The organism is Hafnia sp. HMSC23F03, from assembly GCF_001816025.1.
GTDB lineage: Bacteria > Pseudomonadota > Gammaproteobacteria > Enterobacterales > Enterobacteriaceae > Hafnia > Hafnia paralvei.
Genome location: NZ_KV824206.1, coordinates 1 through 21984 on the forward strand (window position 1 = coordinate 1; position 21984 = coordinate 21984).

Below are 21984 nucleotides of genomic sequence, written 5' to 3' on the forward strand. Positions count from 1 at the left end.
TTGGTGTTCTGCTGCGTGGTATCAAGCGTGAAGACATCGAACGTGGTCAGGTTCTGGCTAAACCAGGTTCTATCAAGCCACACACCAAGTTCGAATCAGAAGTTTATATTCTGAGCAAAGACGAAGGCGGCCGTCATACTCCGTTCTTCAAAGGCTACCGTCCACAGTTCTACTTCCGTACTACTGACGTGACCGGTACCATCGAACTGCCAGAAGGCGTGGAAATGGTAATGCCAGGCGATAACATCAAAATGATCGTTACCCTGATCCACCCAATCGCAATGGACGATGGTCTGCGCTTCGCAATCCGTGAAGGCGGCCGTACCGTTGGTGCTGGTGTTGTTGCTAAGGTAATGAGCTAATTTTTTAGCTTCTTAACTTAATGCATGAAAGGGCGCTTAGGCGCCCTTTTTTATTGGTACGAAGCAACGCGCGTTTTGCACAAATAATCGGCGCCAATATTGAAATGATAATGTTTATTATTTAGACTAGTATTATCAAAATGGCAAAGAGAAGTGCTATGTACGTTTGCTTATGTAATGGGATTTCTGACAAAACAATTCGTCATGCGATCCGTAAATATCAACCGAGCTCGCTGCATCACCTGCGCAAAATAGTCCCTCTTGGAACTGAATGTGGGAAATGCATACGTCAGGCTCGTGAAATCTTTGATGAGGAAACTGCCGTAATACAGAGCGACTTCATAAACGTGGCATAAAAAAGTGGTTATTTTTTGACTCTTCGACGTCTGGTTCTACACTAAAAGAACTGGAAGCGGAGGGTTTTGTTTATGAAAGGCGATAAAAAAGTCATTACTCATCTCAATAAGCTACTTGGTAACGAGCTAGTTGCTATCAATCAGTATTTCCTTCACGCACGCATGTTTAAAAACTGGGGACTCACTCGTCTCAATGACGTTGAATACCATGAATCCATTGATGAAATGAAACATGCGGATCGCTATATCGAAAGGATTTTATTTCTAGAGGGACTGCCAAATTTGCAAGATCTTGGCAAACTTAACATTGGCGAAGATGTTGAGGAGATGCTCCGATCTGATTTAAAACTTGAGCTAGACGGTGCTAAAAATTTGCGTGAAGGGATCGCCTACTGTGATTCTGTTCATGATTATGTAAGCCGTGATTTAATGATCGATATTCTTTCTGATGAAGAAAAGCATATCGACTGGCTTGAGACCGAACTCGATCTTATCCAGCGTCTTGGGATTCAAAATTATCTGTTGGCGCAAGTGAAAGAAGAAGCCTAACGTTCTATGAGCGCAAAATGTCAGCAATAACCACCCAGCCAGGAACGGCCAAGCAGGGGCCAAAAGGCAAAGGGTGGTTTTTATCGTTCGAGTAGCTGAGTCGTAAAGCCCACCAAATAATTCCCCCCAGTGATGCCCATAAGCATATCCATGCCAGATTATCTTTTCCTGTCCATGCGCCGAGCGCAGCCAAGAGTTTGGCATCTCCAAGCCCGATGCCATGTTTATGCATCCGTAATTTAACAATCCAAAATAGCAGCCAGATCGATGTATAGCCGATAGCGGCGCCAGCAATGGCATCCGAGGGGCGAACCGTATGTGAATACGCGTTAAAAAGTAGGCCAAGCCATAGGAAGGGGAGGGTAAGAATATCCGGTAACAGGTAATGGCGGAGATCGATTATAGACAACGTTGTAAGAAACCAGCTTATCAGCCAGATAAAGGGAAGCTTGGTGAGGTCACTATGCGTAAAAATACAAGTACCGGTGAAAAGCAGGCTATAAAAAACGAACTCCTTAGTGCTGTCGCGGTAGAGATTACAAAACGTTAGGCGGGAATGAGTTAGTTTGTCCGTATTTACTCGAAGTACCTTTGATGGAAGTCTATTCCAGATAAGGTGGGTCGAACATCCGCAGAAAAACGCAAAGAGTAGACCGATGAGGATACGGAAAGGTATCCCAGAGAAAATGTGCTCGATGCTGTCAGAGAAGGGTTCCATCGGTTTTACCTCGGGTATGCAACTTGCAGCATCATATTGGAAAGACAGAAAGGATTACTGGACTGTTTTTACAGTCGAGTTCACGTATTAGGATGATAATCGTGTAATGCTTCTTTCATGCGTTGATGGTTTCTTGCCCATATCAGATGAAGATATGCATTGCAGTGAGCCCTTAATACGTAGTGGTACTCACTATTTTTGCGCATTTAGGTTGCTTCCTGAGCTGGTTTACGTATAATGCGCGGGCTTACCTAATCTTGGTAAGTCTGATTTTAAATCAGAGACAGTCCTAGACTGTCGAACAATACTCCCGATATGGGGGTTATATGTTGAACGATTACACTCCCCCATCAATCGAAATGGGTGCGAGGAGTAATTTTTTACGTTTATAAAATAATTGGAGCTCTGGTCTCATGCAGAACCAAAGAATCCGTATCCGCCTGAAAGCGTTTGATCATCGTCTGATCGATCAATCAACCGCGGAAATCGTCGAGACTGCTAAGCGCACTGGTGCGCAAGTCCGTGGTCCGATCCCGCTGCCGACCCGCAAAGAGCGCTTTACCGTTCTGATTTCTCCGCACGTCAACAAAGACGCGCGCGATCAGTACGAAATTCGCACTCACAAGCGTCTGGTTGACATCGTTGAGCCAACCGAGAAAACCGTTGATGCTCTGATGCGTCTGGATCTGGCTGCTGGTGTAGACGTGCAGATCAGCCTGGGTTAATCAGGTCATTGAACGATTGAGAGGTTGAAACAATGATTGGTTTAGTCGGTAAAAAAGTGGGTATGACCCGCATCTTCACTGAAGATGGCGTTTCTATCCCAGTAACCGTTATCGAAATCGAAGCAAACCGTGTTACTCAGGTGAAAACCCTGGATAACGACGGCTACTGTGCTGTACAGGTAACTACGGGTGCTAAAAAAGCAAACCGCGTATCTAAGCCAGAAGCTGGTCACTTCGCTAAAGCTGGCGTAGAAGCTGGCCGCACTCTGCGTGAATTCCGTCTGAACGAAGGCGAAGAGTTCACTGTAGGTCAGAGCATTAGCGTTGAAATTTTTGCTGACGTTAAAAAAGTTGACGTTACCGGTACTTCTAAAGGTAAAGGTTTTGCTGGCACAGTTAAGCGCTGGAACTTCCGTACCCAAGATGCTACCCATGGTAACTCCTTGTCTCACCGCGTTCCGGGTTCTATCGGTCAGAACCAGACTCCGGGCAAAGTGTTCAAAGGCAAGAAAATGGCAGGCCAACTGGGTAACGAACGCGTAACCGTTCAGAGCCTGGATGTAGTACGTGTTGACGCTGAGCGCAACCTGCTGCTGGTTAAGGGTGCTGTTCCGGGTGCAACCGGTGGCGACCTGATCGTTAAACCAGCTGTTAAGGCGTGAGGAGATAGGAATGGAATTAGTATTGAAAGACGCGCAAAGCGCGCTGACTGTTTCCGAAACTACCTTCGGTCGTGATTTCAACGAAGCGCTGGTACACCAGGTTGTAGTTGCTTATGCAGCTGGTGCCCGTCAAGGTACTCGTGCTCAGAAGACCCGTGCTGAAGTAACTGGTTCCGGCAAAAAACCGTGGCGTCAGAAAGGTACTGGCCGCGCTCGTTCTGGTTCTGTTAAGAGCCCGATCTGGCGTTCCGGTGGCGTTTCATTCGCTGCGAAGCCTCAGGATCACAGTCAAAAAGTTAACAAAAAGATGTACCGCGGCGCGCTGAAAAGCATTCTGTCCGAACTGGTACGTCAAGATCGTCTGATCGTCGTTGAGAAGTTCTCTGTAGAAGCGCCTAAAACTAAGCTGCTGGCACAGAAACTGAAAGATATGGCGTTGGAAGACGTGCTGATTGTAACCGGCGAAGTCGACGAAAATCTGTTCCTGGCTGCTCGCAACCTGTACAAGGTTGACGTGCGCGACGTTACAGGTATCGACCCAGTTAGCTTGATCGCCTTCGACAAAGTGGTTATGACTGCTGACGCTGTGAAGCAAGTTGAGGAGATGCTGGCATGATCCGTGAAGAACGTCTGCTGAAAGTACTGCGCGCGCCGCACGTTTCTGAAAAAGCGTCTATGGTGATGGAAAAAACCAACACCATCGTTCTCAAAGTTGCTAAAGATGCAACTAAAGCAGAAATCAAAGCCGCAGTTAAGAAACTGTTCGAAGTTGAAGTTGATGCAGTTCACACCCTGGTAGTTAAAGGTAAAGTGAAGCGTCACGGTCAGCGTGTTGGTCGTCGTAGCGACTGGAAAAAAGCTTACGTCACCCTGAAAGAAGGCCAGAATCTGGACTTCATCGGCGGCGCAGAGTAAGTCGGAGGAGTAGCGAACAATGGCAATTGTTAAATGTAAACCGACATCTCCGGGTCGTCGCCACGTTGTTAAAGTGGTTAACCCTGAGCTGCACAAGGGCAAACCGTATGCCCCGTTGCTTGAAAAACTGAGCAAATCCGGTGGCCGTAACAACAATGGCCGCATCACCACTCGTCACATCGGTGGTGGTCATAAACAGCATTATCGTCTGGTTGACTTCAAACGCAACAAAGATGGTGTTCCTGCTGTTGTTGAGCGTCTGGAATATGATCCGAACCGTTCCGCGAACATCGCGCTGGTTCTGTACAAAGACGGCGAACGTCGTTATATCCTGGCGCCTAAAGGCCTGAAAGCGGGTGACCAGATTCAATCTGGTGTTGATGCTGCAATCAAACCTGGCAACACCTTGCCGATGCGTAACATCCCGGTTGGTTCTACTGTTCATAACGTAGAAATGAAACCAGGCAAAGGTGGTCAGCTGGCTCGTTCTGCTGGCGCATACGTTCAGATCGTTGCTCGCGATGGTGCTTATGTCACCCTGCGTCTGCGTTCTGGTGAAATGCGTAAAGTCCCATCCGACTGCCGTGCTACTTTAGGCGAAGTTGGCAATGCTGAGCATATGCTGCGCGTTCTGGGTAAAGCAGGTGCAAGCCGCTGGCGTGGTGTTCGTCCTACCGTTCGCGGTACTGCGATGAACCCAGTCGACCATCCACACGGTGGTGGTGAAGGTCGTAACTTTGGTAAGCATCCAGTGTCCCCATGGGGCCTGCAGACCAAAGGTAAGAAGACCCGCAGCAACAAGCGTACTGATAAATTCATCGTACGTCGCCGTAGCAAAAAATAATTAGAGGATAAGCCATGCCACGTTCTCTCAAGAAAGGTCCTTTCATTGACCTGCACTTGCTGAAGAAGGTAGAGAAAGCGGTGGAAAGCGGAGACAAAAAGCCTATTAAGACTTGGTCCCGTCGTTCAACGGTCTTTCCAAACATGATCGGTTTGACCATCGCTGTCCATAATGGTCGTCAGCACGTTCCAGTATTTGTAGCCGATGAAATGGTCGGTCACAAGTTAGGTGAATTCGCGCCGACTCGTACTTATCGCGGCCATGCGGCTGATAAAAAAGCCAAAAAGCGCTAAGGTAGGAGGAAGAGATGGAAACTATCGCTAAACATCGCCACGCTCGTTCTTCTGCTCAGAAGGTTCGCCTCGTTGCTGACCTGATCCGCGGTAAGAAAGTGTCGCAAGCTCTGGAAACTTTAGCCTACACCAACAAGAAAGCTGCTGGTCTGGTTAAGAAAGTACTTGAGTCTGCTATTGCTAACGCAGAACACAACGATGGCGCTGACATCGATGATCTGAAAGTGACGAAAATTTTCGTCGACGAAGGCCCAAGCATGAAGCGCATTATGCCGCGTGCTAAAGGTCGTGCAGATCGTATCCTGAAGCGCACCAGCCACATTACTGTGGTTGTGTCCGATCGCTGAGACTCTGGAGACTAGCAATGGGTCAGAAAGTACATCCTAATGGTATTCGCCTGGGTATTGTCAAACCTTGGAACTCTACTTGGTTCGCGAATACCAAAGAGTTCGCTGACAACCTAGACAGCGACTTTAAAGTTCGTCAATTCCTGACTAAGGAACTGGCGAAGGCTTCCGTTTCTCGCATCGTTATCGAGCGTCCTGCGAAGAGCATCCGTGTGACTATTCACACTGCTCGTCCAGGCATCGTTATCGGCAAGAAAGGTGAAGATGTCGAAAAACTGCGTAAGGTCGTAGCGGATATCGCTGGCGTTCCTGCGCAAATCAATATCGCCGAAGTTCGTAAACCAGAACTGGACGCAAAATTGGTTGCTGATAGCATTACTTCACAGCTGGAACGTCGTGTTATGTTCCGTCGTGCTATGAAGCGTGCTGTACAGAACGCAATGCGTCTGGGCGCTAAAGGTATTAAAGTTGAAGTAAGCGGCCGCCTTGGCGGTGCTGAAATCGCGCGTACCGAATGGTACCGTGAAGGTCGTGTTCCGTTGCATACTCTGCGTGCGGATATCGATTACAACACCTCTGAAGCGCACACCACTTATGGTGTAATCGGCGTTAAGGTATGGATCTTCAAAGGTGAGATCCTGGGTGGTATGGCTGCCGTTGAACAACCGGAAAAACCGGCTGCTCAACCTAAAAAGCAGCAGCGTAAAGGCCGCAAGTAAGGAGAGTCGCTGAATGTTACAACCAAAGCGTACAAAATTCCGTAAGGTGCACAAAGGCCGCAACCGTGGTCTGGCGCAAGGTACGGATGTTAGCTTCGGCACTTTCGGTCTGAAAGCTGTTGGCCGTGGCCGTCTGACTGCTCGTCAAATCGAAGCAGCTCGTCGTGCGATGACTCGTGCAGTTAAGCGTCAGGGTAAAATCTGGATCCGTGTGTTCCCAGACAAGCCGATCACTGAAAAGCCGCTTGAAGTTCGTATGGGTAAAGGTAAAGGTAACGTAGAGTATTGGGTTGCCTTGATCCAGCCGGGTAAAGTCCTGTACGAAATGGACGGCGTGCCTGAAGAGCTGGCCCGTGAGGCCTTCAAGCTGGCAGCAGCGAAACTGCCTATCAAAACCACCTTTGTAACTAAGACGGTGATGTAATGAAAGCACAAGAGCTGCGTGAGAAAAGTGTTGAAGAGCTGAACACTGAACTGCTGAGCCTGCTGCGTGAGCAATTTAACCTGCGCATGCAAGCGGCAAGCGGTCAGCTGCAACAATCTCACCTGTTGAAGCAAGTGCGTCGTGATGTCGCACGCGTTAAGACTTTACTGACTGAGAAGGCGGGTGCGTAATGACTGATCAAATCCGTACTCTGCAAGGTCGAGTAGTTAGTGACAAAATGGAGAAATCCGTTGTTGTTACGATCGAGCGTATGGTGAAGCACCCAATGTATGGTAAATTCATCAAACGTACGACCAAGCTGCACGTACACGACGAGAACAACGAATGTGGAATCGGTGACGTGGTAGAAATCCGCGAATGCCGTCCACTGTCTAAGACTAAGTCTTGGACGCTGGTTCGCGTTGTAGAGAAAGCCGTTCTGTAATACAGTACGCATCTCGAGTACTATAAACGGCTCAGTTTTTGAGCCGTTTATTTTTTCTACCCATATTCTGGAAGCGGTGTTATAATGCTGCGCCCTCAATTGTGGGGATTTCAAACGACCCATTCTGGGTCCAAAGTTGTAGTTGACATTAGCGGAGCACTAACATGATCCAAGAACAGACTATGCTGAACGTGGCCGACAACTCCGGTGCACGTCGCGTAATGTGTATCAAGGTTCTAGGTGGCTCGCACCGTCGCTACGCAGGCGTCGGCGACATCATCAAGATCACCATCAAGGAAGCAATTCCTCGTGGCAAGGTCAAGAAAGGCGATGTGCTGAAGGCGGTAGTGGTGCGCACCAAGAAGGGTGTTCGTCGCCCGGACGGTTCTGTCATTCGCTTCGATGGCAATGCTTGTGTTATTTTAAACAATAACTCTGAGCAGCCTATCGGTACGCGTATTTTTGGGCCGGTAACTCGTGAACTGCGTAATGAAAAGTTCATGAAAATTATCTCTCTGGCACCAGAAGTACTCTAAGGAGCGAACCATGGCAGCGAAAATCCGTCGTGATGACGAAGTTATCGTGCTAACCGGGAAAGATAAAGGTAAGCGCGGTAAAGTAAAAAATGTCCTGTCTTCTGGCAAGGTCATCGTTGAAGGTATCAACCTGGTTAAGAAACATCAGAAGCCGGTTCCGGCTCTGAACCAACCAGGTGGCATTGTTGAAAAAGAAGCTGCTATTCAGGTTTCTAACATTGCTCTCTTCAATGCGGCAACCGGTAAGGCTGACCGTGTAGGCTTTAGATTCGAAGACGGCAAAAAAGTCCGTTTCTTCAAATCTAACAGCGAAACTATCAAGTAATTTGGAGTAGTACGATGGCGAAACTGCATGATTACTACAAAGACGAAGTAGTCAAGCAACTCATGTCTGAGTTCGGCTACAATTCTGTCATGCAAGTCCCACGGGTCGAGAAGATTACCCTGAATATGGGTGTTGGTGAAGCGATCGCTGATAAGAAACTGCTGGATAACGCAGCAGCTGACTTAGCAGCAATCTCCGGTCAAAAGCCGTTGATCACTAAAGCACGCAAATCAGTTGCAGGCTTCAAAATCCGCCAGGGCTATCCGATCGGCTGTAAAGTAACTCTGCGTGGCGAACGCATGTGGGAGTTCTTTGAGCGTCTGATTTCCATTGCTGTACCTCGTATCCGTGACTTCCGTGGCTTGTCCGCTAAGTCATTCGATGGTCGTGGTAACTACAGCATGGGCGTGCGTGAACAGATCATCTTCCCGGAAATCGATTATGATAAAGTCGATCGCGTTCGTGGTTTGGATATTACCATTACCACTACTGCGAAATCCGATGATGAAGGCCGTGCGCTGCTGACTGCTTTCAACTTCCCGTTCCGCAAGTAAGGTAGGGTTACTAATGGCTAAGCAATCCATGAAAGCACGCGAAGTCAAACGCGTGAAATTAGCTGATAAGTTCTTTGCCAAACGCGTTGAACTGAAAGCGATCATCTCTAACGTGAACGCTTCTGACGAAGATCGTTGGGATGCTGTTCTTAAGCTGCAGACTCTGCCGCGTGATTCCAGCCCGTCCCGTCAGCGTAACCGCTGCCGTCAAACTGGCCGTCCGCACGCTTTCCTGCGTAAGTTCGGGTTGAGCCGTATCAAGGTCCGTGAAGCCGCTATGCGCGGTGAAATCCCGGGTCTGAAAAAGGCTAGCTGGTAATTGTCACCAATTGAATCACGGGAGTAAAGACAGATGAGCATGCAAGATCCGATCGCGGATATGCTGACCCGTATCCGTAACGGTCAAGCCGCGAACAAAGTTGCGGTCACCATGCCTTCCTCCAAGCTGAAAGTGGCAATTGCCAACGTGCTGAAGGAAGAAGGTTTTATTGAAGATTTCAAAATCGAAGGCGACACCAAGCCTGTACTGGAATTAGTACTGAAGTACTTCCAGGGCAAGGCAGTGGTAGAAAGCATTCAACGTATCAGCCGTCCAGGTCTGCGCATCTATAAGAAAAAAGATGAGCTGCCAAAAGTTATGGCCGGTTTGGGTATCGCTGTTGTTTCTACCTCTAAAGGTGTTATGACTGATCGTGCAGCTCGCCAGGCTGGTCTTGGTGGCGAGATTATCTGCTACGTAGCTTAATCGGGAGGAAAGAATGTCTCGTGTTGCAAAAGCACCCGTCGTCATTCCTGCCGGCGTAGAGGTTAAACTCAACGGTCAGGTAATTTCGATTAAGGGTAAAAACGGCGAGCTGACTCGTACAGTCCACGACGCCGTTGAAGTTAAGCATGCTGATAATGCACTGACTTTCGCTCCACGCGAAGGTTTTGCAAACGCGTGGGCCCAAGCGGGTACCACTCGTGCTCTGCTTAACGCAATGGTTGTTGGTGTTACCGAAGGCTTCACTAAGAAGCTTCAGTTGGTAGGTGTCGGTTACCGTGCAGCAGTTAAGGGCAACTCTGTGAATTTAGCCTTAGGCTTCTCTCACCCAGTTGAACATGCTCTGCCAGCAGGTATCACTGCTGAATGCCCGTCCCAGACTGAAATCGTGCTGAAAGGCGCTGATAAGCAGTTAATCGGACAAGTGGCAGCAGATCTGCGCGCTTACCGTCGTCCTGAGCCTTACAAAGGCAAGGGTGTCCGTTACGCCGACGAAGTCGTGCGTACCAAAGAGGCTAAGAAGAAGTAAGGTAACACTATGGATAAGAAATCTGCTCGTATCCGTCGTGCGACCCGCGCACGCCGCAAGCTCAAAGAGCTGGGTGCAACTCGCCTGGTGGTACATCGTCCCCCGCGTCATATTTACGCACAGGTAATTGCTCCGAATGGTTCTGAAGTTCTGGTCGCTGCTTCTACTGTAGAAAAAGCAATCAGTGAACAACTGAAATATACTGGGAACAAAGATGCTGCAATCGCTGTAGGTAAAACTATTGCTGAGCGCGCGTTGGAGAAGGGCATCAAAGGCGTATCTTTTGACCGCTCTGGTTTCCAATATCATGGTCGTGTCCAGGCACTGGCAGATGCTGCCCGTGAAGCTGGCCTTCAGTTCTAAGGTAGAGGTGTAAGATGGCTCACATCGAAAAACAAGCTGGCGAACTGCAGGAAAAGCTGATCGCGGTAAATCGCGTATCTAAAACTGTAAAAGGTGGCCGTATTTTTAGCTTCACCGCACTAACTGTAGTGGGTGATGGCAATGGTCGCGTAGGTTTTGGTTACGGTAAAGCGCGTGAAGTTCCAGCAGCGATCCAGAAAGCGATGGAAAAAGCCCGTCGCAACATGATGAATGTCGCGCTGAACAGCGGCACCCTGCAGCATCCTGTTAAAGGTGCTCACACGGGTTCTCGTGTGTTCATGCAGCCGGCTTCCGAAGGTACCGGTATTATTGCCGGTGGTGCAATGCGCGCCGTTCTGGAAGTCGCTGGGGTTCACAACGTTCTAGCTAAGGCCTATGGTTCCACCAACCCAATTAACGTGGTTCGTGCAACTATCGATGGTCTGGCTAGCATGAAGTCCCCAGAAATGGTCGCTGCCAAGCGTGGTAAATCCGTTGAAGAAATTCTGGGGTAATTGACCATGGCAAAGACTATTAAAATAACTCAAACCCGCAGTGCAATCGGTCGTCTGCCGAAACACAAGGCAACGCTGCTTGGCCTGGGTCTGCGTCGTATTGGCCACACCGTAGAGCGCGAGGATACTCCTGCTGTACGTGGTATGGTCAACGCGGTTTCCTACATGGTTAAAGTTGAGGAGTAAGAGATGCGTTTAAATACTCTGTCTCCGGCCGAAGGGTCCAAGCACGCTTCCAAGCGTCTGGGTCGTGGTATCGGTTCTGGCCTGGGTAAAACTGGCGGTCGTGGTCACAAAGGTCAGAAGTCTCGTTCTGGCGGTGGCGTACGTCGTGGTTTCGAAGGTGGTCAGATGCCTCTGTACCGTCGTCTGCCGAAATTCGGCTTTACTTCTCGTAAAGCAATGATCACTGCAGAAGTTCGTCTGTCAGAGATCGCTTTAGTTGAAGGCGATGTTATCGACCTGAACACTCTGAAAGCCGCTAACGTAGTTGGCCCACAGATTGAATTCGCGAAAGTTATGCTTTCTGGTGAAATCAATCGTGCTGTGACTTTGCGTGGCCTGCGTGTCACCAAAGGCGCTCGTGCTGCTATCGAAGCTGCTGGCGGTAAAATTGAGGAATAAGTAGCAGATGGCTAAGCAACCAGGATTAGATTATCAAAGTGCCAAGGGTGGACTTGGCGAACTCAAGCGCAGACTGCTGTTTGTAATTGGGGCGCTCATAGTTTTCCGTATTGGCTCTTTTATTCCGATCCCTGGTATTGATGCCGCTGTACTTGCCAAACTGCTCGAACAGCAGAGAGGCACCATCATTGAAATGTTTAACATGTTCTCTGGTGGTGCACTCAGCCGTGCTTCTATCTTTGCTCTGGGTATTATGCCGTATATTTCGGCGTCAATTATTATCCAGTTACTGACGGTGGTTCATCCAGCGTTAGCGGAAATTAAGAAAGAAGGGGAGGCTGGCCGTCGTAAGATTAGTCAGTACACCCGTTATGGTACGCTGGTTTTAGCCATATTTCAGTCGATCGGTATTGCTACCGGTCTTCCGAATATGCCAGGAATGCAAGGCCTGGTTATTAACCCTGGCTTTGCGTTCTACTTCACCGCAGTGGTGAGCTTGGTTACTGGGACGATGTTCCTGATGTGGCTGGGTGAGCAGATAACTGAGCGCGGTATCGGTAACGGTATTTCAATCATTATCTTTGCGGGGATTGTAGCGGGCTTACCGCCGGCAATTGGCCATACTATCGAGCAAGCGCGGCAGGGCGACCTGCACTTCCTCCTGTTGCTGTTGGTTGCAGTGTTAGTATTTGCAGTAACCTTCTTCGTTGTTTTCGTTGAACGTGGTCAACGTCGTATCGTCGTTAACTATGCTAAGCGTCAGCAAGGACGTCGTGTTTATGCAGCACAGAGCACACATTTACCGTTGAAAGTGAATATGGCTGGCGTAATTCCTGCTATCTTTGCTTCCAGCATTATTCTGTTCCCGGCCACGATTGCATCTTGGTTTGGGGGCGGCACCGGTTGGAACTGGCTGACAACAATTTCGCTGTATTTGCAGCCTGGGCAACCGCTTTATGTGTTACTCTATGCGTCTGCAATCATCTTCTTCTGTTTCTTCTATACGGCGTTGGTTTTCAACCCAAGAGAAACAGCTGATAACCTGAAGAAGTCCGGTGCATTCGTACCAGGAATTCGTCCGGGAGAGCAAACGGCGAAGTACATCGATAAAGTAATGACTCGTTTAACCTTAATTGGTGCCTTGTACATTACCTTTATCTGCCTGATCCCGGAGTTCATGCGTGATGCAATGAAAGTACCATTCTACTTTGGTGGTACATCACTACTCATCGTAGTCGTGGTCATCATGGACTTTATGGCTCAAGTGCAAACTCTGATGATGTCAAGTCAGTACGAGTCTGCATTGAAGAAAGCGAACCTGAAAGGCTATAACCGCTAATCTTGGTGAGTTTGAGAAGTTACGGAGAGTAAAATGAAAGTTCGTGCTTCCGTCAAGAAATTATGTCGTAACTGTAAAATTGTTAAGCGCAACGGTGTTGTGCGTGTGATTTGCAGCGTAGAACCGAAGCATAAACAGCGTCAAGGCTGATTATCTCGCATATTTTTCTTGCAAAGTTGGGTTGAGCTGGCTAGATTAGCCAGCCAATCTTTTGTATGTTGCTACAGTATCATTTGAGTATCCTGAAAACGGGCTTTTCAGAGTGGTGCTGTTGTATAAAAATTTAGGAGTGCATAGTGGCCCGTATAGCAGGCATTAACATTCCTGATCAAAAACATACTGTTATCGCATTGACTGCGATCTTCGGTATCGGCAAGACCCGCTCACAGGCTATCTGTGAAGCAACGGGCATTGCTGAAAATGTTAAGATCAGTGAGCTGTCTGAAGAGCAAATCGATAAGCTGCGTGACGAAGTTGCCAAGTACACTGTAGAAGGTGACCTGCGTCGTGAAGTAACCCTGAGCATCAAGCGTCTGATGGATCTTGGTACCTATCGTGGTTTGCGTCATCGTCGTGGTCTACCGGTTCGCGGTCAGCGTACTAAGACCAACGCACGTACCCGTAAGGGTCCGCGTAAACCGATCAAGAAATAATCGGGGTGATTGAATAATGGCAAAGGCACCTATTCGTGCACGTAAGCGTGTAAGAAAGCAAGTCTCTGACGGTGTGGCTCACGTCCATGCTTCTTTCAACAACACCATTGTTACCATTACTGATCGTCAGGGTAACGCACTGGGTTGGGCAACAGCCGGTGGTTCCGGTTTCCGTGGTTCTCGTAAATCCACTCCATTTGCCGCACAGGTAGCAGCAGAACGTTGCGCCGAAGCAGTAAAAGAGTACGGAATTAAGAATCTGGAAGTTATGGTTAAAGGACCTGGTCCTGGCCGTGAGTCTACTATCCGCGCGTTGAACGCGGCTGGTTTCCGCATCACTAATATTACTGATGTGACTCCGATCCCTCATAACGGTTGTCGTCCGCCGAAGAAACGTCGCGTATAACGTCGTTCCTCGGATTGTTGGAGAAAGAAAATGGCAAGATATTTGGGTCCTAAGCTCAAGCTGAGCCGTCGTGAGGGCACAGACTTATTCCTTAAGTCTGGCGTTCGTGCGATCGATACCAAGTGTAAAATTGAGCAGGCACCTGGCCAGCACGGTGCGCGTAAACCGCGTCTGTCTGACTACGGTGTTCAGTTACGTGAGAAGCAAAAAGTTCGTCGTATCTACGGCGTTCTGGAGCGTCAGTTCCGTAACTATTATAAAGAAGCAGCCCGCCTGAAAGGCAACACCGGTGAAAACCTGTTGCAACTGCTGGAAGGTCGTCTGGACAACGTCGTTTACCGTATGGGCTTCGGTGCCACTCGTGCAGAAGCACGTCAGCTGGTTAGCCATAAAGCAGTCGTAGTAAATGGTCGCGTTGTTAACATCGCTTCTTATCAGGTATCTCCTAATGACGTAGTCAGCGTACGTGAGAAAGCTAAAAAGCAATCTCGTGTGAAGGCCGCTCTGGAGCTGGCTGAGCAGCGTGAAAAGCCGACTTGGCTGGAAGTTGATGCTGCTAAGATGGAAGGTGTGTTCAAACGTAATCCTGAACGTTCCGACCTGTCTGCGGACATTAACGAACACCTGATCGTCGAGCTTTACTCTAAGTAAAGCTTAGTACCAAAGAGAGGACACAATGCAGGGTTCTGTGACAGAGTTTCTAAAACCGCGCCTGGTAGATATCGAGCAACTGAGTTCGACGCACGCCAAGGTGACCCTTGAGCCGTTAGAGCGTGGCTTTGGCCATACTCTTGGTAACGCACTGCGCCGTATTCTGCTTTCATCTATGCCGGGTTGCGCGGTGACCGAGGTTGAGATTGATGGTGTACTGCATGAGTACAGCACCAAAGAAGGTGTACAGGAAGATATCCTGGAAATCCTGCTCAACCTGAAAGGGCTGGCGGTGAAAGTTCAAGGCAAAGATGAAGTTATTCTTACCCTGAATAAGTCTGGCATTGGCCCTGTGACTGCAGCCGATATCACCCATGATGGTGATGTTGAAATCGTCAAGCCGCAGCATGTGATCTGCCATCTGACTGATGAAAATGCATCAATTAGCATGCGTATCAAAATTCAGCGTGGTCGTGGTTATGTGCCGGCTTCTGCCCGAATTCATTCGGAAGAAGATGAGCGCCCGATCGGCCGTCTGTTAGTCGATGCTTGCTACAGCCCTGTAGAGCGTATTGCTTACAATGTTGAAGCGGCTCGTGTTGAACAGCGTACCGACCTGGACAAGCTGGTTATCGAGATGGAAACCAATGGCACGATTGATCCGGAAGAATCAATCCGCCGTGCGGCAACTATCTTGGCTGAACAACTTGAAGCTTTCGTTGACTTACGTGATGTACGTCAGCCGGAAGTTAAAGAAGAGAAGCCGGAGTTCGATCCGATCCTGCTGCGCCCTGTTGACGATCTGGAATTGACTGTCCGCTCTGCTAACTGCCTCAAGGCAGAAGCTATCCACTACATCGGTGATCTAGTACAGCGTACCGAAGTTGAGTTGCTGAAAACGCCGAACTTGGGTAAAAAATCTCTTACTGAGATTAAAGACGTGCTGGCTTCACGTGGTCTGTCTCTGGGCATGCGCCTCGAAAACTGGCCGCCAGCTAGCATTGCTGACGAGTAACTAGGTCACAGGTTAAGGTTTTACTGAGAAGGATAAGGTCATGCGCCATCGTAAGAGTGGTCGTCAACTGAACCGTAACAGCAGCCATCGCCAAGCTATGTTCCGCAATATGGCCGGCTCTTTGGTTCGTCATGAAATCATCAAGACGACCCTGCCGAAAGCGAAAGAGCTGCGTCGCGTGGTTGAGCCGCTGATTACTCTTGCCAAGACCGACAGCGTTGCTAATCGTCGTCTGGCATTCGCCCGTACTCGTGATAACGAGATCGTGGCAAAACTGTTTAACGAGCTAGGCCCGCGTTTCGCGAGCCGTGCCGGTGGTTACACTCGTATTCTTAAGTGTGGCTTCCGTGCAGGCGACAACGCGCCGATGGCTTACATCGAACTCGTTGATCGTTCTGTATCTGATGCAGAAGCAACTGCAGAGTAATCTGTAGAAGCATGAAAATGCCGGGCTTAGGCCCGGCTTTTTTATACCTAAAATTCATCATGTTCTGCTGTGCTCCTCGCATATCTCTTCTTTTTTATCACTATCCTGATTAAGCTATATACAGATGTTATTGAGGATAAATTTATGTTCTTAGTGGATGAATGGGCTGAACGCCACATCAACGCCGCGTTAAAGCGCGGAGAATTAAATAATTTGTCCGGAGAAGGTAAACCTTTGGTTCTGGATGACGATTCTCATGTTCCCGCTGAATTACGTACTGGCTACCGGCTTTTGAAGAATGCGGGGTGTTTACCGCCTGAAATAGAGCAACGGAACGAGGCGGCAACGATCGCATCAATACTAAGGGGGCTATCTCGCGAGCATCCTGATTACAGCGAGCTTAATAAGAAACTGGCACTGTTGGAGTTTCGTTTACAGCAGGCTGGCATGAGCACAGATTTTTTGCATGCAGAGTATGCCGAGCATTTTGCACAACGTTTCTAATTGGGAGATGATAGGTTATGTATCGCATTGGGCAGCTAGCGAAGTTAGCGGGAGTAACGCCTGATACAGTGCGTTATTACGAAAAGCAAAAGATGATGGACCATGAAGTTCGAACCGAAGGTGGGTATCGTCTTTATACCGATCACGATCTTCAACGGTTGCGTTTTATTCGTTATGCTAAGCAACTGGGTTTTACATTGGAGTCGATCCGTGAGCTGTTATCGATCAGAGTCGATCCGAAGCACCATACCTGCCAAGAGTCTAAATCTATCGTTGATGCCAGACTGCTTGAGGTAGAAAGTAAGATCCATGAGTTGGAATTGATGCGTCAATCACTCAGACGTTTGAGCGATGCCTGTTGCGGAAAAGCTCATACCAGTACCTATTGTTCAATTCTTGAGGCCCTAGAACAAGGTGCGGCGGAAAGATTGATGCGTATAGATTTGCGGGGTTATTACCCTAAACCTTCATATTGTTAGTGAGGAAATCATGACTAAGTATCAGCATACCAAAGGTGTCATTACGGATAATGCTATTCAAGCGCTTTTACACGACCCCTTGTTTAAGCCACGCGTAGAAAAAAATAGTAAAGGCAAAGGCAGCTATAATCGCAAAGCCAAGCACGGTAAAAAAGGCAGTTGGGAGGCTGTAGGTAAAATTCATTAATTTCTTATGTATTTTACCTACAGTTTCCTTTCTGCTAGCAACCAATAAAAAAGCCGCTCAGAGCGGCTTTTCTGTTCTTCTAATGTATTATTTTTGTTGCTGTTTCAGTAAGTCGCGAATTTCAGTCAACAGTTTTTCTTCTGTGGTTGGCGCTGGCGGCGCTGCTGGTTCTTCTGCTTCTTGGCGACGCATTTTGTTCATGAGTTTAATGGCTAAGAAAATAGCGAAGGCCACAATGACAAAATCGAAGATATTTTGAATAAACTGGCCATAGTTCATGATAACAGCGGGCGTAGCACCTTCCGCTGCGCGGATGACCCAATGAAACTGTTTGAAATCAACGCCGCCAATCAGCAAACCCAGCGGTGGCATAATAATATCGGCGACCAAAGATGAGACAATCTTACCAAATGCGGCACCGATGATAACACCGACGGCTAAATCGACAACGTTGCCACGCATGGCAAATTCACGAAACTCTTTTAATAAACTCATAGCGCACCCCTTTTAAAATCAATAACACAAGTTTAACAAACATAGCATTAATTGACAAAATACGGACGCAAATTTAAGTACGCCAGAAAGCAGGAAACATTAGCACAATAACTGTCATGACCTCGAGGCGCCCCAAAAGCATTCCTATCGATAAGGCCCATTTGGCAATATCAGGCAACGACGCAAAGTTACCGCTAGGGCCAATAACCGGTCCCATTCCGGGCCCCACATTGGCCATTGCGGTCATTGCGCCGGTGATAGCTGATAGCGCATCAACGCCACTCATTCCCAAAATCCCTGCAATGACAATCGTGATCCCTATAAACGCCATCATAAAGGCAATCACCGAACGGCTGACCTCATTCGTAATGGGGCGATTGTTATAGCGCCGTGGAAATATCGCGTTAGGATGGATGAGTTTACGTACTTCGATATGCAGAGTTTCAAAGCAAATCTGCATCCTAAACATTTTTATGCCGCCAGCGGTTGAGCCTGAACATCCACCCAGTAGCATCACTGAGGCAAAAATTACCGTGGTCAACGGGGTCCACAGATCGAAGTTTCCTAAGGAGTAGCCCGTGGTAGATAAAATGTTTATCAGATTAAAGAATGCGATTCTCAGACTGTCAGTGAAGCTGAATATATTTTTATGCCATAGCCATAGGGTGATGATCATGCCGACGATAACCACAAAGCGTGTGAATCCCACAAGCTGTTGATCTCGCCATAAGGGTTTTCCACTTCGTTGCCGAATGCACTGCACAAATAATAAAAAGGGCAGCGACCCTAGAAACATAAATAGCGTTGCATTCCACTGGGCGAGTTTCGAATAGGCCGCCATGGATAAGTCATTGGTGGAGAACCCACCCGTAGAGATAGTGGCAAAGGCATGGTTAACTGCATCAAAGTTGTCCATTCCCGCATAGCGAAAACCAAAGTAGCACAGGAATGTGAGCACCACATAAACGCCCATAATGCTTTTGGCCACGTCTTTCATCCGCGGTGAGCTTTTCTCTGACCAATCCGACGATTCGGTATGGAATAGCCGCATTCCACCCACATCGAGAAAAGGTAGGATTGCGACGGCCATAACGATAAAGCCAACGCCGCCCATCCACTGGAGCAATGAACGCCAGAGCAGAACGCTAGGCTCCATCTGATTTAGATGAGATAAAACCGAAGAGCCGGTCGTCGTGAGCCCAGACATTGTTTCGAAAAAGGCATCGGTAAACGCGATGTGCTTAATAAACACAAAAGGTAACGCACCGAAGCAGCAGGCGGTGATCCAGGCAAGCGTCGTGGTTAGAAACATGTCCCGAATACGTAGATAAAATTTCTGCCCGCGTCCTTGAGCGATAAGAATAATGGCGATGACGTGGGTAATAATCACCGACTGTAGAAATTCAGAAACGCCACCGCTGCCGGTGAATAGCGCGTAGATAGTCGGTATATACATCAAGAGGGCGACCTTTGAGAGCATCATCCCCAAGATGTAGAGAATAGAACGATAGTTGACCATATCTGCGGCTATAAGAAGAATGGGCTTGGTTGGAACAAGCGCTCAACGTCTGTAATAAACTTTTTGTCGGTTAAGAACATGATGACGTGATCGCCCTGTTCAATTTTCGACTCGCTATTAGCAATAATGACGTCATCTCCACGAACAATGGCGCCAATCGTTGTACCCGGCGGAAGTTTTATTTCTTCGACTTTGCGGCCAACAACTTTTGAAGTGCTCTCATCCCCATGTGCGATGGCTTCAATGGCTTCAGCCACACCGCGGCGCAACGAGGATACACTGACGATATCTGCTTTACGTACATGTCCAAGCAGTGCAGAGATCGTTGCCTGCTGTGGCGAAATGGCGATATCGATAACACTACCTTGCACCAGATCGACATAGGCGCTTCTCTGGATGAGTACCATGACTTTCTTAGCCCCTAAACGCTTGGCTAACATCGCAGACATGATATTTGCTTCGTCATCGTTAGTTAGAGCGATAAATACATCAACCTGATCGATATGCTCTTCAGTCAGCAACTCTTGGTCAGAAGCATCACCGTAGAACACGATGGTGTCATGTAGCATTTCGGCAAGCTCGGCAGCGCGTTGCTGATTACGTTCAATCAGTTTAACGCTGTAGTCTTTTTCTAAACGATGAGCTAATCCAGCGCCTACGTTACCGCCGCCGACAATCATAATGCGTTTATAAGGTTTTTCTAAACGCTGAAGCTCGCTCATCACGGCGCGAATATGCTGAGATGCGGCGACAAAAAATACTTCGTCACCGGCTTCAATAATAGTAGAGCCTTGTGGGCGAATCGGACGATCTTGGCGGAAAATAGCGGCGACACGGGTATCAATGTGCGGCATATGTTCTTTAAGGGATGCGAGCGCGTTACCAACCAGTGGGCCACCGTAGTAGGCTTTTACCACTGCGAGGCTGACTTTTCCTTCGGCAAAATTGACGACCTGCAATGCACCAGGGTACTCAATCAGCCGATACACATAGTCTGTCACCAACTGCTCTGGAGAAATAAGGTGGTCTATCGGCACGGCTTCGGCATTAAACAAACGCTCGTTTTCACGGATATACTCCGTTGAGCGGATGCGCGCGATTCGATTTGGTGTATTAAATAATGAATAGGCAACCTGACAGGCGACCATATTGGTTTCATCTGAGCTGGTGACAGCGACAAGCATATCCGCATCGTCTGCTCCGGCTTCACGCAATACGCGTGGATGAGAGCCATGGCCCTGCACCACTCTTAAGTCGAATTTATCTTGCAGTTGGCGCAGGCGATCGCTATTCGTATCGACGATGGTGATATCGTTGTTTTCGCCGACGAGATTTTCTGCCAGTGTGCCGCCGACTTGCCCGGCGCCAAGAATGATTATCTTCATTGTGTTCTCTGGTTCGCGCTATTTATAAGCCTGTGTCGTCCGCAGGCAGACACTGTTATGCCTTAATCAGCTTAGCGTAAAAGAACCCATCGCCATCCTGAGCATGGGGAAGATGCTGTTGCCCCGGATTCTCTTGATCTCCGGTAGTCACCAACTGGGCCTCTGGATGGCGGGCTAGAAACTCGCGCATCTGTTGAGCATTTTCTTCAGGTAAAACGGAGCAGGTAGCATAAACCATGACTCCACCGGATTTCAGATGTGGCCAGATGGCCTCGATAATTTCTTTCTGTAGAGCCGCCAATTCAGCAATATCACGATCGCGACGCAGCCATTTGATATCAGGGTGACGACGGATCACTCCGGTTGCGGAGCAAGGGGCATCTAGCAAGATACGATCAAATTGCTTGTCCCCGCACCAATTCTCAGGATAACGCCCATCACCGCATTTTACCTCGGCCTGTTGTTGTAAACGGTGTAGGTTTTCTTTCACGCGCTTCAGCCGATTTTCATCAACGTCAATGGCAAGAACATGTGCCTTTGGTGCCGCTTCCAGAATATGCGTGGTTTTCCCTCCGGGAGCGCAGCAAAGATCGAGGATCTGTTCACCATTTTGCGGATCAAGCAGATCGACACAGTGCTGAGCACTGGCGTCCTGAATGGTTACCCAGCCTTGCTCAAATCCTGGGAGGCGACCGACGGGAGAAGCCTCTTCGAGGCAAATTGCATCTGGGAATTGTGGATGTGCAAATGCATTGAATTCAGCTTTAGCCAGTAACGCTAAATATTCATCGCGCGTGTGATGGAGGCGGTTGACGCGTAACCACATAGGTGGGCGTTGGTTATTGGCATCAACAATGGACTCCCACTGCTGCGGATAAGCCTGTTGTAAACGTTTTAGCAGCCACGAAGGGTGTAGGAAACGGCATTCGTTATTCTGTGCGCGTTCTTTTAGCTGGTCTTCCTGACGCTGGAACTGACGTAAAACACCATTGATCAGCCCTTTTAGTTGAGGGCGTTTCAATGCGACGGCCCCATTGACCGTTTCGGCCAAGGCTGCATGTGGAGGAATGCGGGTATAGACCAGTTGGTAGATCCCAACCATGATTAGATAATGCAATGACCGCTGCTTACCAGTGAGTACCTTCGCCATCAGCTGTTGGATATACCATTCCAACTGCGGTAAAACACGTAGAACGCCAAAGCAAAGCTCTTGTAGCAGTGCACGGTCTTTCTCGCTGACTTCTTTGCTTAGGGCCGGAAGCACCGTGCTGAGAGACTGTCCTTGGTCAAGCACTGAACCAAGCGCTTTGGCAGCAATAGCACGCAGATTATATGGAGTATTTTTCATAGCGTAAG

General features: G+C 48.5%; 38 protein-coding genes and 1 pseudogene. 34 read left to right on the top strand and 5 right to left on the bottom strand.

Translation table 11 applies throughout. The annotated features are described in order from the left end of the window. From tuf to bfr, 3 genes and pseudogenes are all read left to right on the top strand, one after another. Positions 1–362: pseudogene (gene tuf / locus HMPREF3091_RS04675) on the top strand (elongation factor Tu); the annotation flags it as partial. 158 nt (positions 363–520) lie between these two features. Beyond that, on the top strand, positions 521–718 hold the full coding sequence (bfd, locus tag HMPREF3091_RS22070) for a bacterioferritin-associated ferredoxin (protein ID WP_008815464.1): 198 nt from the start codon (positions 521–523) through the stop codon (positions 716–718). A 72-nt stretch (positions 719–790) separates the two neighbouring features. Continuing rightward, the gene (gene bfr / locus HMPREF3091_RS04680) at positions 791–1267 is read left to right on the top strand and encodes a bacterioferritin (protein ID WP_004846612.1); all 477 of its coding nucleotides are present in this window, start codon (positions 791–793) and stop codon (positions 1265–1267) included. Between the two features lie 4 nt (positions 1268–1271). Here the strand turns inward: bfr and HMPREF3091_RS04685 are convergent, their stop codons facing one another. After that, on the bottom strand, positions 1272–1985 hold the full coding sequence (locus tag HMPREF3091_RS04685; protein WP_070714517.1) for a prepilin peptidase: 714 nt from the start codon (positions 1983–1985) through the stop codon (positions 1272–1274). Positions 1986–2398: 413 nt separating this feature from the next. Here HMPREF3091_RS04685 and rpsJ point away from each other — a divergent pair, with 413 nt between their 5' ends. From rpsJ to HMPREF3091_RS04840, 31 genes are all read left to right on the top strand, one after another. After that, the gene (gene rpsJ / locus HMPREF3091_RS04690; protein ID WP_001181005.1) at positions 2399–2710 is read left to right on the top strand and encodes a 30S ribosomal protein S10; all 312 of its coding nucleotides are present in this window, start codon (positions 2399–2401) and stop codon (positions 2708–2710) included. Between the two features lie 32 nt (positions 2711–2742). Beyond that, entirely contained in the window at positions 2743–3372 is a 630-nt protein-coding gene (gene rplC / locus HMPREF3091_RS04695; protein ID WP_004846608.1) for a 50S ribosomal protein L3, read from the top strand. 10 nt (positions 3373–3382) lie between these two features. After that, positions 3383–3988 carry a 50S ribosomal protein L4 gene (rplD, locus tag HMPREF3091_RS04700; RefSeq protein ID WP_004846606.1) on the top strand — a complete coding sequence of 202 codons (606 nt, stop codon included), beginning with the start codon at positions 3383–3385 and terminating at the stop codon, positions 3986–3988. Next, positions 3985–4287 carry a 50S ribosomal protein L23 gene (gene rplW / locus HMPREF3091_RS04705; protein ID WP_004846604.1) on the top strand — a complete coding sequence of 101 codons (303 nt, stop codon included), beginning with the start codon at positions 3985–3987 and terminating at the stop codon, positions 4285–4287. The genes rplD and rplW overlap by 4 nt, the downstream gene beginning before the upstream one ends. Before the next feature lie 19 nt (positions 4288–4306). Then, complete coding sequence (rplB, locus tag HMPREF3091_RS04710) at positions 4307–5131, top strand: 50S ribosomal protein L2 (RefSeq protein ID WP_004846602.1); 825 nt, start codon at positions 4307–4309, stop codon at positions 5129–5131. A 14-nt stretch (positions 5132–5145) separates the two neighbouring features. After that, positions 5146–5424 carry a 30S ribosomal protein S19 gene (gene rpsS / locus HMPREF3091_RS04715; protein ID WP_004846600.1) on the top strand — a complete coding sequence of 93 codons (279 nt, stop codon included), beginning with the start codon at positions 5146–5148 and terminating at the stop codon, positions 5422–5424. 14 nt (positions 5425–5438) lie between these two features. Continuing rightward, a complete protein-coding gene (rplV, locus tag HMPREF3091_RS04720) occupies positions 5439–5771 on the top strand; it encodes a 50S ribosomal protein L22 (RefSeq protein WP_004391423.1) in 333 nt (110 codons plus the stop codon). Positions 5772–5788: 17 nt separating this feature from the next. Then, positions 5789–6490, top strand: coding sequence for a 30S ribosomal protein S3 (rpsC, locus tag HMPREF3091_RS04725; RefSeq protein WP_004846598.1), 702 nt, complete (start codon positions 5789–5791; stop codon positions 6488–6490). A gap of 13 nt (positions 6491–6503) precedes the next feature. Further along, positions 6504–6914, top strand: coding sequence for a 50S ribosomal protein L16 (gene rplP / locus HMPREF3091_RS04730; protein ID WP_002438716.1), 411 nt, complete (start codon positions 6504–6506; stop codon positions 6912–6914). Then, a complete protein-coding gene (gene rpmC / locus HMPREF3091_RS04735; protein WP_004846592.1) occupies positions 6914–7105 on the top strand; it encodes a 50S ribosomal protein L29 in 192 nt (63 codons plus the stop codon). Before rplP ends, rpmC begins: the two co-directional genes overlap by 1 nt. After that, positions 7105–7359, top strand: a complete 255-nt coding sequence (rpsQ, locus tag HMPREF3091_RS04740; protein WP_004846590.1) for a 30S ribosomal protein S17 — start codon at positions 7105–7107, stop codon at positions 7357–7359. Before rpmC ends, rpsQ begins: the two co-directional genes overlap by 1 nt. A gap of 164 nt (positions 7360–7523) precedes the next feature. Then, positions 7524–7895: a 50S ribosomal protein L14 gene (gene rplN, locus HMPREF3091_RS04745; protein ID WP_000613954.1), complete on the top strand. Its 372-nt coding sequence runs from the start codon at positions 7524–7526 to the stop codon at positions 7893–7895. Positions 7896–7905: 10 nt separating this feature from the next. After that, the gene (gene rplX / locus HMPREF3091_RS04750; protein WP_004846586.1) at positions 7906–8220 is read left to right on the top strand and encodes a 50S ribosomal protein L24; all 315 of its coding nucleotides are present in this window, start codon (positions 7906–7908) and stop codon (positions 8218–8220) included. 14 nt (positions 8221–8234) lie between these two features. After that, positions 8235–8774, top strand: a complete 540-nt coding sequence (gene rplE / locus HMPREF3091_RS04755; protein ID WP_004846583.1) for a 50S ribosomal protein L5 — start codon at positions 8235–8237, stop codon at positions 8772–8774. A 13-nt stretch (positions 8775–8787) separates the two neighbouring features. Beyond that, positions 8788–9093 carry a 30S ribosomal protein S14 gene (rpsN, locus tag HMPREF3091_RS04760; RefSeq protein WP_004846582.1) on the top strand — a complete coding sequence of 102 codons (306 nt, stop codon included), beginning with the start codon at positions 8788–8790 and terminating at the stop codon, positions 9091–9093. Between the two features lie 33 nt (positions 9094–9126). Next, positions 9127–9519 (top strand): 30S ribosomal protein S8, encoded by a 393-nt coding sequence (gene rpsH / locus HMPREF3091_RS04765; protein ID WP_004846579.1) that lies wholly within the window; start codon positions 9127–9129, stop codon positions 9517–9519. A 13-nt stretch (positions 9520–9532) separates the two neighbouring features. After that, a complete protein-coding gene (gene rplF / locus HMPREF3091_RS04770) occupies positions 9533–10066 on the top strand; it encodes a 50S ribosomal protein L6 (RefSeq protein ID WP_004846576.1) in 534 nt (177 codons plus the stop codon). A 9-nt stretch (positions 10067–10075) separates the two neighbouring features. After that, a complete protein-coding gene (gene rplR, locus HMPREF3091_RS04775) occupies positions 10076–10429 on the top strand; it encodes a 50S ribosomal protein L18 (protein ID WP_070714518.1) in 354 nt (117 codons plus the stop codon). 14 nt (positions 10430–10443) lie between these two features. Then, on the top strand, positions 10444–10944 hold the full coding sequence (rpsE, locus tag HMPREF3091_RS04780; protein WP_004846569.1) for a 30S ribosomal protein S5: 501 nt from the start codon (positions 10444–10446) through the stop codon (positions 10942–10944). A gap of 6 nt (positions 10945–10950) precedes the next feature. Next, complete coding sequence (rpmD, locus tag HMPREF3091_RS04785) at positions 10951–11130, top strand: 50S ribosomal protein L30 (RefSeq protein WP_004846568.1); 180 nt, start codon at positions 10951–10953, stop codon at positions 11128–11130. Positions 11131–11133: 3 nt separating this feature from the next. Beyond that, positions 11134–11568: a 50S ribosomal protein L15 gene (gene rplO, locus HMPREF3091_RS04790; protein WP_004846562.1), complete on the top strand. Its 435-nt coding sequence runs from the start codon at positions 11134–11136 to the stop codon at positions 11566–11568. Between the two features lie 7 nt (positions 11569–11575). Then, entirely contained in the window at positions 11576–12907 is a 1332-nt protein-coding gene (gene secY / locus HMPREF3091_RS04795) for a preprotein translocase subunit SecY (protein WP_004846557.1), read from the top strand. 33 nt (positions 12908–12940) lie between these two features. After that, positions 12941–13057 carry a 50S ribosomal protein L36 gene (gene rpmJ, locus HMPREF3091_RS04800; RefSeq protein WP_008815462.1) on the top strand — a complete coding sequence of 39 codons (117 nt, stop codon included), beginning with the start codon at positions 12941–12943 and terminating at the stop codon, positions 13055–13057. A gap of 146 nt (positions 13058–13203) precedes the next feature. Next, the gene (gene rpsM, locus HMPREF3091_RS04805; RefSeq protein WP_008815461.1) at positions 13204–13560 is read left to right on the top strand and encodes a 30S ribosomal protein S13; all 357 of its coding nucleotides are present in this window, start codon (positions 13204–13206) and stop codon (positions 13558–13560) included. 16 nt (positions 13561–13576) lie between these two features. Further along, complete coding sequence (gene rpsK, locus HMPREF3091_RS04810; RefSeq protein ID WP_002438687.1) at positions 13577–13966, top strand: 30S ribosomal protein S11; 390 nt, start codon at positions 13577–13579, stop codon at positions 13964–13966. A 30-nt stretch (positions 13967–13996) separates the two neighbouring features. Next, entirely contained in the window at positions 13997–14617 is a 621-nt protein-coding gene (gene rpsD, locus HMPREF3091_RS04815) for a 30S ribosomal protein S4 (protein WP_004846554.1), read from the top strand. A gap of 25 nt (positions 14618–14642) precedes the next feature. Then, entirely contained in the window at positions 14643–15632 is a 990-nt protein-coding gene (rpoA, locus tag HMPREF3091_RS04820) for a DNA-directed RNA polymerase subunit alpha (RefSeq protein ID WP_004846552.1), read from the top strand. A gap of 40 nt (positions 15633–15672) precedes the next feature. Beyond that, a complete protein-coding gene (gene rplQ, locus HMPREF3091_RS04825; protein WP_008815460.1) occupies positions 15673–16059 on the top strand; it encodes a 50S ribosomal protein L17 in 387 nt (128 codons plus the stop codon). A 144-nt stretch (positions 16060–16203) separates the two neighbouring features. Continuing rightward, the gene (locus HMPREF3091_RS04830; RefSeq protein WP_035502573.1) at positions 16204–16563 is read left to right on the top strand and encodes a DnaJ family domain-containing protein; all 360 of its coding nucleotides are present in this window, start codon (positions 16204–16206) and stop codon (positions 16561–16563) included. A gap of 17 nt (positions 16564–16580) precedes the next feature. Beyond that, positions 16581–17042: a Zn(2+)-responsive transcriptional regulator gene (gene zntR / locus HMPREF3091_RS04835; RefSeq protein WP_004846547.1), complete on the top strand. Its 462-nt coding sequence runs from the start codon at positions 16581–16583 to the stop codon at positions 17040–17042. Between the two features lie 10 nt (positions 17043–17052). Then, positions 17053–17229 (top strand): alternative ribosome-rescue factor A, encoded by a 177-nt coding sequence (locus tag HMPREF3091_RS04840; protein ID WP_070714520.1) that lies wholly within the window; start codon positions 17053–17055, stop codon positions 17227–17229. 87 nt (positions 17230–17316) lie between these two features. Here HMPREF3091_RS04840 and mscL read toward each other — a convergent pair whose 3' ends face one another. The 4 genes from mscL to rsmB form a co-directional block, all read right to left on the bottom strand. Next, positions 17317–17724 (bottom strand): large-conductance mechanosensitive channel protein MscL, encoded by a 408-nt coding sequence (gene mscL, locus HMPREF3091_RS04845; protein WP_004846543.1) that lies wholly within the window; start codon positions 17722–17724, stop codon positions 17317–17319. Between the two features lie 73 nt (positions 17725–17797). Further along, positions 17798–19243, bottom strand: coding sequence for a TrkH family potassium uptake protein (locus HMPREF3091_RS04850; RefSeq protein WP_070714522.1), 1446 nt, complete (start codon positions 19241–19243; stop codon positions 17798–17800). An 8-nt stretch (positions 19244–19251) separates the two neighbouring features. Then, positions 19252–20628, bottom strand: a complete 1377-nt coding sequence (gene trkA / locus HMPREF3091_RS04855) for a Trk system potassium transporter TrkA (protein WP_004846539.1) — start codon at positions 20626–20628, stop codon at positions 19252–19254. A 55-nt stretch (positions 20629–20683) separates the two neighbouring features. Beyond that, positions 20684–21976 carry a 16S rRNA (cytosine(967)-C(5))-methyltransferase RsmB gene (gene rsmB / locus HMPREF3091_RS04860; RefSeq protein ID WP_070714525.1) on the bottom strand — a complete coding sequence of 431 codons (1293 nt, stop codon included), beginning with the start codon at positions 21974–21976 and terminating at the stop codon, positions 20684–20686. Positions 21977–21984 lie beyond the last annotated feature (8 nt).

Coding starts and splice junctions, on each gene's coding strand:
- HMPREF3091_RS04685 (WP_070714517.1), bottom strand. CDS start 1,985: ATGGAACCCTTCTCTGACAGCATCGAGCACATTTTCTCTGGGATACCT.
- rpmC (WP_004846592.1), top strand. CDS start 6,914: ATGAAAGCACAAGAGCTGCGTGAGAAAAGTGTTGAAGAGCTGAACACT.
- bfr (WP_004846612.1), top strand. CDS start 791: ATGAAAGGCGATAAAAAAGTCATTACTCATCTCAATAAGCTACTTGGT.
- secY (WP_004846557.1), top strand. CDS start 11,576: ATGGCTAAGCAACCAGGATTAGATTATCAAAGTGCCAAGGGTGGACTT.
- rsmB (WP_070714525.1), bottom strand. CDS start 21,976: ATGAAAAATACTCCATATAATCTGCGTGCTATTGCTGCCAAAGCGCTT.
- rpsQ (WP_004846590.1), top strand. CDS start 7,105: ATGACTGATCAAATCCGTACTCTGCAAGGTCGAGTAGTTAGTGACAAA.
- HMPREF3091_RS04840 (WP_070714520.1), top strand. CDS start 17,053: ATGACTAAGTATCAGCATACCAAAGGTGTCATTACGGATAATGCTATT.
- rplN (WP_000613954.1), top strand. CDS start 7,524: ATGATCCAAGAACAGACTATGCTGAACGTGGCCGACAACTCCGGTGCA.
- rplB (WP_004846602.1), top strand. CDS start 4,307: ATGGCAATTGTTAAATGTAAACCGACATCTCCGGGTCGTCGCCACGTT.
- rplX (WP_004846586.1), top strand. CDS start 7,906: ATGGCAGCGAAAATCCGTCGTGATGACGAAGTTATCGTGCTAACCGGG.
- rpsS (WP_004846600.1), top strand. CDS start 5,146: ATGCCACGTTCTCTCAAGAAAGGTCCTTTCATTGACCTGCACTTGCTG.
- trkA (WP_004846539.1), bottom strand. CDS start 20,628: ATGAAGATAATCATTCTTGGCGCCGGGCAAGTCGGCGGCACACTGGCA.
- rpsH (WP_004846579.1), top strand. CDS start 9,127: ATGAGCATGCAAGATCCGATCGCGGATATGCTGACCCGTATCCGTAAC.
- rpmJ (WP_008815462.1), top strand. CDS start 12,941: ATGAAAGTTCGTGCTTCCGTCAAGAAATTATGTCGTAACTGTAAAATT.
- zntR (WP_004846547.1), top strand. CDS start 16,581: ATGTATCGCATTGGGCAGCTAGCGAAGTTAGCGGGAGTAACGCCTGAT.
- rplQ (WP_008815460.1), top strand. CDS start 15,673: ATGCGCCATCGTAAGAGTGGTCGTCAACTGAACCGTAACAGCAGCCAT.
- rplR (WP_070714518.1), top strand. CDS start 10,076: ATGGATAAGAAATCTGCTCGTATCCGTCGTGCGACCCGCGCACGCCGC.
- rplO (WP_004846562.1), top strand. CDS start 11,134: ATGCGTTTAAATACTCTGTCTCCGGCCGAAGGGTCCAAGCACGCTTCC.
- mscL (WP_004846543.1), bottom strand. CDS start 17,724: ATGAGTTTATTAAAAGAGTTTCGTGAATTTGCCATGCGTGGCAACGTT.
- rplC (WP_004846608.1), top strand. CDS start 2,743: ATGATTGGTTTAGTCGGTAAAAAAGTGGGTATGACCCGCATCTTCACT.
- rplV (WP_004391423.1), top strand. CDS start 5,439: ATGGAAACTATCGCTAAACATCGCCACGCTCGTTCTTCTGCTCAGAAG.
- HMPREF3091_RS04850 (WP_070714522.1), bottom strand. CDS start 19,243: ATGGTCAACTATCGTTCTATTCTCTACATCTTGGGGATGATGCTCTCA.
- rpmD (WP_004846568.1), top strand. CDS start 10,951: ATGGCAAAGACTATTAAAATAACTCAAACCCGCAGTGCAATCGGTCGT.
- rplP (WP_002438716.1), top strand. CDS start 6,504: ATGTTACAACCAAAGCGTACAAAATTCCGTAAGGTGCACAAAGGCCGC.
- bfd (WP_008815464.1), top strand. CDS start 521: ATGTACGTTTGCTTATGTAATGGGATTTCTGACAAAACAATTCGTCAT.
- rplF (WP_004846576.1), top strand. CDS start 9,533: ATGTCTCGTGTTGCAAAAGCACCCGTCGTCATTCCTGCCGGCGTAGAG.
- rpsK (WP_002438687.1), top strand. CDS start 13,577: ATGGCAAAGGCACCTATTCGTGCACGTAAGCGTGTAAGAAAGCAAGTC.
- rpoA (WP_004846552.1), top strand. CDS start 14,643: ATGCAGGGTTCTGTGACAGAGTTTCTAAAACCGCGCCTGGTAGATATC.
- rplW (WP_004846604.1), top strand. CDS start 3,985: ATGATCCGTGAAGAACGTCTGCTGAAAGTACTGCGCGCGCCGCACGTT.
- rplD (WP_004846606.1), top strand. CDS start 3,383: ATGGAATTAGTATTGAAAGACGCGCAAAGCGCGCTGACTGTTTCCGAA.
- rpsE (WP_004846569.1), top strand. CDS start 10,444: ATGGCTCACATCGAAAAACAAGCTGGCGAACTGCAGGAAAAGCTGATC.
- HMPREF3091_RS04830 (WP_035502573.1), top strand. CDS start 16,204: ATGTTCTTAGTGGATGAATGGGCTGAACGCCACATCAACGCCGCGTTA.
- rplE (WP_004846583.1), top strand. CDS start 8,235: ATGGCGAAACTGCATGATTACTACAAAGACGAAGTAGTCAAGCAACTC.
- rpsD (WP_004846554.1), top strand. CDS start 13,997: ATGGCAAGATATTTGGGTCCTAAGCTCAAGCTGAGCCGTCGTGAGGGC.
- rpsN (WP_004846582.1), top strand. CDS start 8,788: ATGGCTAAGCAATCCATGAAAGCACGCGAAGTCAAACGCGTGAAATTA.
- rpsJ (WP_001181005.1), top strand. CDS start 2,399: ATGCAGAACCAAAGAATCCGTATCCGCCTGAAAGCGTTTGATCATCGT.
- rpsC (WP_004846598.1), top strand. CDS start 5,789: ATGGGTCAGAAAGTACATCCTAATGGTATTCGCCTGGGTATTGTCAAA.